We start from the raw sequence: 11961 nt of genomic DNA, 5'->3' as shown, positions 1-11961 counted from the left end.
GTCATTTCCCCTTTATGGGCTCAAAAATCCCTATAGACTGTTCGTATACAATTTTATTATATGTCCTATAAAAGCTTATTTAGCTGCAAGTGCCTGAGATAGTGTTGATTTTATGGAAATATTATCAAATGTCAGTCCAAGCTGCATAGATGTTAACGCGATTTCAGGACGAATGCCTGATAGAGTTGTTTTTATACCAATCAGGTTCAAAGCATCAATCAATTGGAAAATTTGATGTGCCACCATTGTATCAATCATGACTACACCAGATAAATCAATATACAGATGAGTTACTCTTTTTTCAGAACATTGCTTTAACGTATTTTCAAGCACCATTTTAGCCCGTGCCGTGTCAATATCCCCTACCAGAGGAAGCAAAGCCGTATCATCTTGAAGTTTAATGACTGGAGAACTAAGCTCATAAATCATTTCCTGCTGAGCTTTTAATTGTCGGTCAGCTGTTCTTTGTGTCTCTTCAACAAAATGATAAATAACCCTGTCATGTGCTCTGACAATTATATCTTTCCAGACATTATACTGCTCTTCTGTATAATCATCAGGATGAAGACGTGAAAATGTACTGACTTCATCTAAATACTGACTGCGCGTTCTCATAAATTCTTTAATAATAAACTGAATCGGTGTACTTAAATGCTCACCGTCTTTAGCGATTTTTTCAATCCATTCTTCAAACAGCTCAAAAAAACCTATTTCTTCCTCAGCAAAAACTTGAATAAACCTTTGATGGAATTCCTGGTTTTGCGCTTTCAAAGCTTTAATAACTTCAGGGTCTTTGGAGGTGTACACGCCGCCTGTTTGGGATGGATCCAGAGAGTCATACCATTCTTCCGTTAAATGATGAGCCCGCTGCTGCAAATAGTTATAAAATTTCTGATTTCTGTGCAAGATAGTTCTCCTCCTGATTTCTCCACTCATACTGTCCTCTATTTTAATCCATAAACCAAAAAAGAACCAAATGAATTGATTCTATTTTGGTGGAAAATTATATGCTGATATCTCTTTTATGGAAATAAAGGAACGTTATTGTCATAAATACTGCATAATAGATGGCCAGAATAAGCAATGAGACAGGCAGCGTAATGGTTTCAAGGATCTTATCCTGGTAGGCATACACGGTCAGATCCATGTGTGGAAAGATTAAAAATTTTGTCCATGTGTATTTTTCAGCCAGGAAAAGGATGACTCCTCCGATTGTTGATGAGAAAAAGAGAACAAATATCCCGATGCCGACTGCTAGTGCCTGGCTTTTAAATAAAGTTGATAGCATGAAAGCAATCGCTGTTACGATGAATAGACTTGGCAGGAAATATAGCAGTTTAAGTACCGCCTGATCGCCAACAGCCACGATATTTTCAGGGTTCATTTGACCTTCCATCGATATTTCAAACATTCTTTCTCCAAAATCACCTGCACCAAACACGATTAGGCCTGCTAAATACCCTGCAGTCAGCAGCACAAGTAAAAGAAGAAGCGAGTAAAGCGTCACTGCGATGTATTTAGAGAGCAATACTTTCCATCTTCTATGCGGTCTGATCAGCAGCTGCTTGATGGTTCCGTCTGAGAATTCAGACGCCACATTTGCACTGCACACAATAACCGCAAACAATGTGACAATCGTCATCATCATAAAGACGACGTTATTTAGAAAATGCCAGGTGCTTTTGGCATTAGGGTTTATATCCTCCTGCAAATAAAGCTGTTTTTCACTGATTTGCATTTGCTGCCATTCCTGTTCCTCTGCCGGAAGATCTTTCATATCCTGCTCAAGCTGAGAGATTTCTGCCTGAACATCCTCGCGCCAGTTATCGCTCGGTTTCTCTGAGAACTTATAGTCAATAAAAGCCGCTCCGGATACGAGGACTACTAGTAAAATAAGATAAATCCAGCTCGAGAGCTTCGAAAAGATTTTCATCCATTCATTTTGTATGAGTCCAATCATAGCAATTGCTCCTTTTTCTCTTTGTTCGTCAGCTCTAAAAAGCGGTCTTCGAGTGTTGCTTTTCGGCTTGCGATTCCGTAAACACCGACTCCGCCTGAAACGAGCAGCTGATTGATTTTCATCGTCATTTCCTTGTCCAAATGAAGTTTAAGCTGGTCGCCATTTGCTTCCAGCACACCTTCATATAAGCCTTTTTCTTTAATAAGTTTGGCCGCCTGCGAGCTGTCGCTTACTTCAAAAACAACCTCGCGTGTCATTTCCTGACTTTCTTCCATTGATTCATGCATGGATGAGATGTGAATCAATTTTCCTTTTTCTATAATGGCGAACCTGTCGCACATCAGCTGCATTTCTGACAGCAGATGAGATGAGACCAGCACGGAGATCCCTTCGTTTGCGAGTTTGCGCAAATAATCTCTGAACTCTCTGATTCCCTGAGGATCCAGACCGTTCGTCGGCTCGTCAAAAATCAAGACAGACGGATTATGCAAGAGAGACTGTGCAACTCCAAGCCGCTGGCGCATGCCAAGCGAATACGTTTTCACCTTTTGCTGCATCGCGTTTTGAAGCCCTACAAGTTCAATAACTTCATTTCTGCGTTCTTCTGAAATCTCTTTTACAGCCATCCGTTCATAATGACGGATATTTTTTAATCCGCTCATATATTTGTAAAACTCCGGATTCTCAACGATTGCGCCAATCTCGCTCATCGCTTCTTTGAAGGAATCATCGAGATTATGCCCATTAATCATCACTTTCCCGCCAGTGCGGTTGATCAGACTGACAATCATGCGGATAATCGTTGTTTTGCCGGCGCCGTTTGGACCAAGAAGACCGAAGATTTCTCCTTTTTCAACTTGAAAGCTGACATCATCCACGATTGTTTTTTTGCCGATTTTCTTTGTCAAAGACTGCACTTCAAGTGCATACTGCGTCATGATTTAGACCTCATTTCTTTGTGCCGATTTATGTATTCAAATGTAATACGATTAAGAAGGGAAAAAGTTTCCATTATCATAAAATAATTTCATGAATACCTGCTGTCCTTTGTTATAATGACAGAGGTTTGAATTTTTTCATGAAGAATTTTACATATTTTTGAAACTAATGTCATTTCACGACGTCAATTCAGTAAGGAAAAAGGGTGGGGAGATTGGAAACAGTAAATGTTGAAAAGCTGATCGAAGCGCACCGTCCCCGAATGGAGAGGACCATCAGAAAGTTAATCAAAAATCCTTCTCTAGTCGATGACATCCTTCAAGATGCTTCGATTAAAATCTTTCGGTACTTTTCAGACAAAGAGAGAGACTATCCTGAAAATATCGAAGCATGGATTACCATACTTTCAAAAAACACAACCTATGATCATCTGCGGAAATTGAAACGCAATCAGGATACGGTCATGCATGTGAGCGAAGAATACAAACACCACATCAGCATCGACACTGAAACACCGGAACGGGCATTTCTGTCGAAAGAAATGATCGGCGAGGTTAAAGAAGTCTTTCAGACGCTTGATCAGGAAACAAAAAAGATTCTCATCTTAAGAAATCAAGGCCGTTCATACGAAGAAATAGCTGCAAGCCTTAAAATTTCCCTTGCCAAAGTAAAAACAAGAGTATTTAGGGGACGCAAGAAATTAATGGACGCTCTTAAAAGCAAGGGGGTGCTCTAAATGAACTGCGTAATATGCCAGGAAAAAATTCTTATCTTTGATCAGCTGTCAGAGACCGAACAGGATGACCTGCTTGATCACATTGAAGAATGCGAGGAATGCTCAGAAGCCTTTGAACACTTTCTGCAGCTTGAAGAAGCATTGGACATCATTCTTGAAGATGAAGCCATCGTTCTCCCGCAGCAGAAAAAGCAAAAGCCAAATCCATATAAATACTTAAAACGCGCAGCACTCATTTGTGCATCCCTTTTCATCCTGTGTCTTGCCGCCTGGAATACACCGCCGGTCAAAGCAGCGATAGAAAGAGCGCTCAATGAATTAATCGGGGACAAGTTTTTAGAAATGGACAAACCGCTTGAGCATAAGGATGATGATAAAAAGAAGAAGGATACGGAGCTGATCATCCGGACTATAAAAGAACTGCCGAATGGCAGCAGAATGATCACATATGAATCAGGAACCAAAAATCGGAATGAATATGAAAACGGCAACTTTGAGGTCTCAGACGGACGTGTACGGATAACCTATTTCAAAGACGAAAATATTTACACATCAGAACCATTAGACGGCACCATTTCACAAATGACGCAGGATATCTTTAAAGACTTAGACCCTGGCCAAATTAAGCACCTCGGGGAAACGACCTATGTCGGACGCAAAGCTGACATGTACGAAATTACGTTTGATGATGGATGGATCGCAGAGTACTGGTTTGATAAAGAAACAAACTGGATCATCAATGAATACAGAATAGAAAATGGGAAAAGATTGCCGAATGATGAAGGACCTAAGCTGATTGAATTCAAGGTAATTGAAAGAGAAACAGACCACAAACTGTTTGATGCTTCTCCCCCGGATGGAGCGGTACTTGCAGAATTTGATCCGATGCGGATATTAAAACTGGCAGATTAAATTCAGATAAATAGTACCATTATGAAATGGTTAATAATTAGATTGCAAATATCAAAGACTCGTCGATTTTGACGAGTCCTTTTTTATTTGCCGTTCGAATTTCACACTTTTAATGAAAGGACAATCCGTTTTATTAATACCTCGCAGTCGATAAACAATAATAAGTATCCTTGCCCACAATTCCGTCAGCAGAAAGGCCTTTATCAGCCTGAAATTCTTTGACTGCACGTTCTGTCTGCGTTCCGAAAATCCCGTCTGCAGCGCCCGTTGAGTAGCCCAGGCATGCAAGCGTTCTTTGAATGCTTGCTACATAAGATGATTTGTTTCCTGAATAGCCATTTTTAGCGAGAAAGGATTCGCTGAAATCAATTACCGTGTTGCTTAAAACGACCCCGCATATGGAGCCTCCAGATTGGACGTATCCTTTGTCCGACGTATTAACAATCCATTGATACCCTTCTTTTTCCGTTCGTGAACTTCCTGACCATGAACTTCTTCCATTGCATGAATACGCTTTTGCAGCTAGTGACATTCTTATTTCCCCCTGATCAATCTATCATTCAGTTCTGGTGTCCGGACTGCTCTTGCTAACTTCCATATGTATGTGTCCAAATTAAAAGAACCGTACTATATGTACGATTCTTTATACAATAAGTTTCACTTTTTCCAGGAAAAATGAACCAATTTCTTTATTTTTCTAACTGAACATTTAGTCGCTGTGTTAGCAGACTTACAGCAACATAGGCACAAAATGAAATCAGAATCGGAAGCACAACGGTATGCATGCCGAGCGCATTTGGATGCAGCCTGTCAAGAAGAATATATGAACCCATGCCAAAAATCATGGATGAAACGGCGCCGTATTTATTTCCTTCGCTCCAGTATAAGCCGAAAACAACTGGCCAGATGAAAACCGATTCGAGTCCGCCAAAGGAAAACAAGTTCAGCCAAATCAGCAGTTCAGGCGGGCTTAATGCAAACAGCACTACGGAAATCCCGATGATGCTTGTTACCCAGAAGCTTGTGGTTTTCACCTGTTTTTCCGTAGCTTCAGGTTTAATATAGTTTAAATAAATATCCTTTACGATCGCTGAGCTGACCAAAATCAGCAGAGAATCAACGGTCGACATGATTGCAGCCATCGGAGCAGCAAGGACGAGCCCTGCAAGAATCGGCGGCAATACTTTCAGCGTCAGCATCGGCATTACCTGATCTCCCACTTCTACACCAGGAAGAATTGGCCGGGCAAAAACACCGATTAAGTGCATGCCTAGCATAATAAAGCCGATGACAGCTGTACCGATAATGATGGCTCTGTGCATTGAACGGGAATCTTTGTAGGACATAGCTCTGACAGTAATTTGCGGCAAGCCGACAACACCGACACCAACGAGTATCCAAAAAGAAGAAACATAAAGCGGAGTTAAATCGCGCTCAGCCCCGTAAGGAGAGACAAGGTTCGGATTTTCTGCCACAAGTTCTGCCATAATGTTTGAAATTCCTCCGCCTGCAATAATTGTTGCCACAAGCAGAACCAGCGTTCCAACAAACATAATGACACCCTGTACCGCATCTGTCAGCGCGACCGCCCTGAATCCGCCGATAATTACATACACTAGAACAGAAACAGCAAATATGAACAAAGCGGTTGTATAAGACAAACCAGTCAGCGATTCTATTAATCTTGCACCGCCAACCCATTGAGCGGCCATCGCCGAGAACAAAAAGACAATAATACTGATGGCTGAAATCATGACGACCGCATGGCTTTTATATCGTTCTTTCAAAAAATCAATCAGCGTAATCGCCTTGTACTGCCGCGCCATAATCGCAAACTTTTTCCCAAGCACCATCAGCACAAAATATCCTGTTGCAAGCTGTGCCATGGATAAGAGCACCCATCCAAGCCCCCGTGTGTAGGCAACACCCGGTCCGCCGATAAAGCTGCTCGCGCTTCCGTATGTCGCGATCATCGTCATCGCAAGCACAAATCCTCCCAGCTGTCTTCCGCCAAGAAAATATTCCTGCAGAAAAGAATCAGAGGATTTCACAAAACGATTAGCCCAAAAACCGACGAAGAAAATGAGAACTAAAAAGAGGAATAACGGAAAAATAACTGCCCAATTCATTCGATATCACCTTCTTCCTCTTCCTCAAACGATACTTCCTTAAAAAAGAATTTCACACAGATGATGACAAGTGCCGTCATCACAATAAATCCAAGTACACAGCTATAAAAAAACCACTCTGGCAATCCGAGTATGTACCGGTAAGATGCAGGATCGCCTGAACCGAGCCCATAAGCGAAGCCAAACCACCAAATAAAATTAAAAAGAACAAGACCAATTCCAATTTTGGCTTCTTTATGAGCAATCTTAAAACGTACATCTTCTTTTTTTTTCATCTCATATCTCCTTTTAGCACAGTTCGCAAATCTAGTTTTTATTATATCTGTCTTTTAGAGAATATTCATTACAGATTTTCATGTGCATTTTTTCACAAAAACAGGTTTATACCCCACCAGAATGGGGAATTGTACACAGAGCTTTGCTTCGAAAACACAAAAACCTGCAAAACATCCTACCTTTCTACCAATTACAATTTTGTTAAAAGACTCATCAGGAAAAGACATTTTCTGCTTAAGTAGTGTATACTGTTGAAGTGCCTTTTTTAGAAAACCATCAAGATCCCCCGCATTCGAGCAAGATGTCCGCGCGGCAAACAAACAAATAACCAAACATCCATCCAGATGTACTATGCCTGAATTAATGTTCGGGCAGCTTAGTGTTCATGAGGAAATAATAGCTAAGTGAGAATGATTAGTTAACGTATTTTATTAACGCAATCTTTAAGGGTTAGTTACTATTGCTTCATAAAAAAAGAAAGAAATGTAATCGTTGGTTTTGCATGTTTTTGTGTTTTCCAATTGAAGTAAAGCCCTCTGCGAATCTATCAAAGATGGGAGTTTTTATTTTAATATGAAAAATGTTTCAGCTGTATTTTACGTATCAGCTGCCATTTTGACCCTTCTCGTTTTGATTGGTGTAGTTTCACCATCATCACTAGAGAGTGTCACAGGCAGTATGCAGGGATTTATCACAGATAAACTGGGATGGTATTATCTGATTGTAGTTACCGCGTTTGTTTTTGTTTGCTTATATTTGCTCGTAAGTCCGATTGGCCGGATTAAACTTGGGAAACCGGAGGATAAGCCTGAGTTTTCACGCCCAACCTGGCTTGCAATGCTCTTTAGTGCGGGAATGGGAATAGGTCTTGTATTCTGGGGAGCGGCTGAACCGATCAGCCATTATGCATTAAGTTCTCCAACTGGTGAAACAGGCACAGATCAGGCAATTCGCAACTCCATGAGATTTACCTTTTTCCATTGGGGTGTACATGCATGGGCCATTTATGGAATCGTTGCACTGGTTCTTGCTTACTTTACTTTCCGAAAAGGCGAGCCTGGATTAATCAGCGCAACACTTAAACCAATCATCGGCCGCCATGCAAATGGACCGATTGGAAAAGCGATTGACGTGATTGCCGTTATTGCGACTGTCATCGGTGTAGCGACTACTTTAGGTTTTGGAGCGGTTCAAATCAACGGAGGTTTATCCTTCTTATATGGCATCCCTTCAAACATGGTCGTTCAATTTATCATTGTTGCAGTATTTACCATTCTTTTCATTATTTCTGCACTTAGCGGACTTGGAAAAGGAATTAAAATCTTAAGTAACGCAAACATGATTTTAGCTTTTGCACTCTTTATGTTAATGTTCATTTTTGGACCAACGCTATTTACACTAAACCTGTTCACAGACACGCTTGGAACGTACCTCCAAAATATCTTGAACATGAGTTTCCGCATCTCGCCATTAAATGAAGAAAACCGCAGCTGGATCAATGGCTGGACGATTTTCTACTGGGCATGGTGGATTGCATGGTCTCCTTTTGTCGGTATCTTTATTGCCCGTGTATCTAAAGGAAGAACCATTCGTGAATTTGTTGTATTCGTCTTGCTGATTCCATCACTTATCGGATTTATCTGGTTCTCAACTTTTGGCGGATCTGCCATCTTGCTTGAGCATGAGGGGATTGCTAAGATTTCAGCACTTGCAACAGAAGAATCCCTATTCGGTGTATTTGAGAATTACCCGATGGGCACGATTCTCTCTATTATTGCGATGCTGCTGGTCGGCACGTTCTTCATCACATCAGCTGACTCAGGTACATTTGTCCTTGGCATGATGACAACAAACGGTTCTCAAAATCCAAGCGGCAGCGTGAAAGTGATCTGGGGAGTATTCTTAGCTGCAATCGCACTCGTCCTCCTTTATTCAGGCGGATTGCAGGCTCTGCAGAACACGATGATCATTGCGGCCCTTCCGTTCTCTATCATCATGGCGCTTATGACCATCAGCTTAATAAAAGCTTTAACAAAAGAGGCGAAAGAACTGGGCATGAATCAAGTGCCGGTTAAAAAGCCAAAGAAAAAAGTAGAAACTCCAGCCTGACGGCTTGGAGCTTCTGCTTTTTTTGTTTCTACTGTTTTATTAATCTGCAGGCAGTCAAATGAATTTGAAAATCGATTCAATTGCTGTTCGAAGCAGCCTGCACTTCGTTAACGGCTACTGTTCCGCTGACTTCATTTCCCACTAATACAAGCGGACGGCCTGTCGGACTCTTCTTTGCAGAAACAAATTCAAGACCTTCTGGGGCAACGTCACCGGCAATTTCACTTGAAAAATCTCTAGTATTAATATAGTCTGCAAATTGAGCATCTTCTGGGTTTGAAATATTATATGCCATGACACCGCCAATCCGCTCAAGACCTACAAACGCAAACACCTCTTGACCGATCATGCCTATTTTTACATCCTCTGGTTCAGGTCCTTTTTTTGCACTGCGCTTCTCAAAGGCGCTATCATCATTCGACCAGTTGAAGTATTCAGGATAGCGCTCTGCTGTTATGTTTTCAAAGTCGCTCCCGCTGTCGTAAACCAGCTCCATCGTGTCAGCTTTCCAAATGGAGAATGACCTTCCGCCGAGCGTATATACGGCGTCGCTGCCTCTGTCAGTCAGCACTTCGAGTTTATCGTATTCGCCCGAGTTCTTCATTTTATTAAAAGCAGTTTTTGCTTCTTTAGCAGACATTCCTTTTAATAGATTAGATTTAGGCTTGATGCTGTTCTTCACCTCTGAAAAGTCCTTAATGTTTTCAAACTCTTCCCATTCTGTGGCATCCCCTTCATTTGCCGTAACAAGGTAGCTGACTCCTCCGATTTCCACGTGGGCAATGGAGTCCGGCATATAGGCACCTAAAATCGGAAGCCGCTCCATCTCAATTTTGTTATTGCGTGCAGCATCCAGCTCATTTCCAGGCATTGAATGATCCTTGTACCCGAGAGATTTCACTGATTTCACTTTTCCTGAGGCCACGTCAATGGCCGCAATTGCATTGTTTTCTTGAAGGGTCACATAAGCTTTGCTCCCGTCTTTAGTCAAAGCAAGATATTCTGGCTCCAAGTCATGTACCGCATCTGCTTTATTTCCGTTATTCCGGATGTGAACATGGCGGTCAATCACTTTTGCATCATTAAATTTTGTCTTTTTCACTTCACCCGTTTCATAATTCACTATAGTTACCGAGCCTTCTGGATCCACTCCATTTTCAAGTCCTGCTCTAGGTTCACCTTCATCAGCAGTCAGAATGAAGTTTCCGTCTTCTGACATTTTCACCATATCCGGCTGGATACCGGCGGCAAATGTTTTTAATACATTCCCCTCATAATCCATGACAACAATTTTGCCTGATTTCGTGTAGTCTGCCTCCTGAACCGCAGCAGCGATCACTTTCTGCTTTGGATTGATATCTATGCTTGTTACATCACCGTAATTGAACGTATCCGTGTTCACAGCTTCTGCCATATTAAGTGACTTTTCTTTTTTCAGCTCCTGCCCGTCTTCAGAAGTTAAGTCTTTTAAACTGACAATATCTATTGTTTGGCTTTTCCCATTAATCACATAAAATTTCTGATTATCAGGATTGTATTTCACAATCTCTGCCACTCCGCCATCCTTGTCCAATGCACCTGTACTGTAGCCTGCCACCTTTTTCAGCTGAAGAGCATCTGGCTTCTTCGGTTCGCTCCTCACAATATCTTCAAGACTGCTTATAATCAGGCGCGGTTTTTTCTTTTCATCAAACGCAATCATTCCTGATGCCGTAATGAAATCTCCGGTTTTGTAATCCATCAAAGTACCGGCAGAAGAATCTGCATAGACAGTCAATGCACCGTCAATCGTCAGTGTATCTGCTGTTTTAGCAGTGATTTCACCTTTTACTTTCACACGCATACCTTCTTTTGAGGCTGCTTCTTTAGGAGAAACAGTTACCTCCTCTACATCTGTTGCTTCTTTATCTATAAAAACAGTTTCCTGTGTTAATAAGGAACGAGTACCTTTTTGATCTTGAACCATCCCGCTTATTCGGACACGCTGACCTTTCTTTGCATCAAGTCCTGCAGCAGCTATCCCTCCCGTTTCATCTTGTATATATGTTACAGGCATGGCATCCGCATGAACCTTCACGTTTGCTGCTGACACCGTGCCTTCCACAGCAGCAAATTTGCCTTTAAGGCCTTTATCTGATTTCAGATCGGATATTTTCATCGTTTTATCGAGAGATACATCGCCTTCTTTATTCCCTGACATCATTTGGGAAGAAGCATTTCCCTCTTTGCTGGATACTGTATCAGCTGCTGTTTCAGCTTTTGCGAAATAATCACTTGCCGGAAAACTCGAAGCCAGTAAAACACCTGCTATAGATAATGTGCCGAATTTACGAAACAAATCAGTGTTTTTCATGAATTCTCCTCCTGAACTTGGTTTTCTATAATTAAAGGGTAACGTGAAAACCATGTCTGAGACTATCAAATTTATGTAAATTTTTGTTTGGTTTTTGTAAATAAAAATACAAAAAAGGATGTTTTTGAAAACACCCTTTTTTCATTCAGCACTACTTGTTTAACTCTTGTATATGATTAACCCCATCTTTGCGAACATAATTTATCGTATACTCTTCCCCTTGATTAAATTGATTACAGAACGTTTCGGCTTTAACTTTGTCGCCGTCTGCATAGCTGAAATCCATTTCCAGGTAGTCGTCTTTCAAAATGCATTGATAACCCCCATCTATTTCAGAAACTGCTTTATAGTCTACATCGATTGTTCTTTCACCATCTGAGGCAGGAATAAGTTTATTTATTGACAGGCCCGCAATGACTAAAACAAGAGCGATGATCAGGACAAGGATTGTTTTCTTTTTTTCATATCCAGTGAAAAGCATAAAGATGCCGAGTCCAATGAATCCGAGTGTTACTGCATAAAGGACTAATGTGAAGATATAAATCAT

11 protein-coding genes are annotated in these 11961 nt (G+C 41.2%); 3 read left to right on the top strand and 8 right to left on the bottom strand.

Features of this window, described 5'->3' with window-relative positions; genetic code table 11:
• Positions 1-75: 75 nt before the first annotated feature.
• The 3 genes from ABEQ24_RS01305 to ABEQ24_RS01295 form a co-directional block, all read right to left on the bottom strand.
• Positions 76-906 (bottom strand): STAS domain-containing protein, encoded by an 831-nt coding sequence (locus ABEQ24_RS01305; protein WP_430005077.1) that lies wholly within the window; start codon positions 904-906, stop codon positions 76-78.
• A gap of 97 nt (positions 907-1003) precedes the next feature.
• Positions 1004-1960 carry an ABC transporter permease gene (locus tag ABEQ24_RS01300; RefSeq protein WP_430005076.1) on the bottom strand — a complete coding sequence of 319 codons (957 nt, stop codon included), beginning with the start codon at positions 1958-1960 and terminating at the stop codon, positions 1004-1006.
• Positions 1957-2898 (bottom strand): ABC transporter ATP-binding protein, encoded by a 942-nt coding sequence (locus ABEQ24_RS01295; RefSeq protein WP_430005075.1) that lies wholly within the window; start codon positions 2896-2898, stop codon positions 1957-1959. The genes ABEQ24_RS01300 and ABEQ24_RS01295 overlap by 4 nt, the downstream gene beginning before the upstream one ends.
• Before the next feature lie 215 nt (positions 2899-3113).
• On the opposite strand from ABEQ24_RS01295, the gene ABEQ24_RS01290 reads away from it, so the two are divergent.
• Together ABEQ24_RS01290 and ABEQ24_RS01285 are read left to right on the top strand one after the other, a co-directional pair.
• A complete protein-coding gene (locus ABEQ24_RS01290; protein WP_430005074.1) occupies positions 3114-3635 on the top strand; it encodes an RNA polymerase sigma factor in 522 nt (173 codons plus the stop codon).
• The gene (locus tag ABEQ24_RS01285; RefSeq protein ID WP_430005073.1) at positions 3636-4547 is read left to right on the top strand and encodes a hypothetical protein; all 912 of its coding nucleotides are present in this window, start codon (positions 3636-3638) and stop codon (positions 4545-4547) included.
• A 133-nt stretch (positions 4548-4680) separates the two neighbouring features.
• Here the strand turns inward: ABEQ24_RS01285 and ABEQ24_RS01280 are convergent, their stop codons facing one another.
• The 3 genes from ABEQ24_RS01280 to ABEQ24_RS01270 all read right to left on the bottom strand — a co-directional run bounded on the left by ABEQ24_RS01280 (position 4681) and on the right by ABEQ24_RS01270 (position 6951).
• Complete coding sequence (locus ABEQ24_RS01280; RefSeq protein WP_430005072.1) at positions 4681-5079, bottom strand: peptidoglycan-binding domain-containing protein; 399 nt, start codon at positions 5077-5079, stop codon at positions 4681-4683.
• A gap of 157 nt (positions 5080-5236) precedes the next feature.
• Positions 5237-6676, bottom strand: a complete 1440-nt coding sequence (gene panF, locus ABEQ24_RS01275; RefSeq protein ID WP_430005071.1) for a sodium/pantothenate symporter — start codon at positions 6674-6676, stop codon at positions 5237-5239.
• Complete coding sequence (locus tag ABEQ24_RS01270; protein WP_430005070.1) at positions 6673-6951, bottom strand: YhdT family protein; 279 nt, start codon at positions 6949-6951, stop codon at positions 6673-6675. The genes panF and ABEQ24_RS01270 overlap by 4 nt, the downstream gene beginning before the upstream one ends.
• A 574-nt stretch (positions 6952-7525) precedes the next feature.
• On the opposite strand from ABEQ24_RS01270, the gene ABEQ24_RS01265 reads away from it, so the two are divergent.
• Complete coding sequence (locus ABEQ24_RS01265; protein ID WP_430005069.1) at positions 7526-9061, top strand: glycine betaine uptake BCCT transporter; 1536 nt, start codon at positions 7526-7528, stop codon at positions 9059-9061.
• Positions 9062-9137: 76 nt separating this feature from the next.
• On the opposite strand, the gene ABEQ24_RS01260 is transcribed toward ABEQ24_RS01265, so the two are convergent.
• The gene (locus tag ABEQ24_RS01260) at positions 9138-11414 is read right to left on the bottom strand and encodes a choice-of-anchor I family protein (protein ID WP_430005068.1); all 2277 of its coding nucleotides are present in this window, start codon (positions 11412-11414) and stop codon (positions 9138-9140) included.
• A 151-nt stretch (positions 11415-11565) separates the two neighbouring features.
• Entirely contained in the window at positions 11566-11961 is a 396-nt protein-coding gene (locus ABEQ24_RS01255; protein WP_430005067.1) for a hypothetical protein, read from the bottom strand.

Source organism: Metabacillus idriensis (assembly GCF_050483325.1).
Classification (GTDB): Bacteria; Bacillota; Bacilli; order Bacillales; family Bacillaceae; genus Bacillus_P; species Bacillus_P idriensis_A.
This window is presented reverse-complemented; position numbering and strand designations above follow the sequence as displayed.

What these genes read in the sequence shown, in the direction of transcription:
- ABEQ24_RS01300 (WP_430005076.1), bottom strand. Translation starts at nt 1,960, where the DNA reads ATGATTGGACTCATACAAAATGAATGGATGAAAATCTTTTCGAAGCTC.
- ABEQ24_RS01295 (WP_430005075.1), bottom strand. Translation starts at nt 2,898, where the DNA reads ATGACGCAGTATGCACTTGAAGTGCAGTCTTTGACAAAGAAAATCGGC.
- ABEQ24_RS01280 (WP_430005072.1), bottom strand. Translation starts at nt 5,079, where the DNA reads ATGTCACTAGCTGCAAAAGCGTATTCATGCAATGGAAGAAGTTCATGG.
- ABEQ24_RS01270 (WP_430005070.1), bottom strand. Translation starts at nt 6,951, where the DNA reads ATGAAAAAAAAAGAAGATGTACGTTTTAAGATTGCTCATAAAGAAGCC.
- ABEQ24_RS01260 (WP_430005068.1), bottom strand. Translation starts at nt 11,414, where the DNA reads ATGAAAAACACTGATTTGTTTCGTAAATTCGGCACATTATCTATAGCA.
- ABEQ24_RS01285 (WP_430005073.1), top strand. Translation starts at nt 3,636, where the DNA reads ATGAACTGCGTAATATGCCAGGAAAAAATTCTTATCTTTGATCAGCTG.
- ABEQ24_RS01255 (WP_430005067.1), bottom strand. Translation starts at nt 11,961, where the DNA reads ATGATTTATATCTTCACATTAGTCCTTTATGCAGTAACACTCGGATTC.
- ABEQ24_RS01265 (WP_430005069.1), top strand. Translation starts at nt 7,526, where the DNA reads ATGAAAAATGTTTCAGCTGTATTTTACGTATCAGCTGCCATTTTGACC.
- panF (WP_430005071.1), bottom strand. Translation starts at nt 6,676, where the DNA reads ATGAATTGGGCAGTTATTTTTCCGTTATTCCTCTTTTTAGTTCTCATT.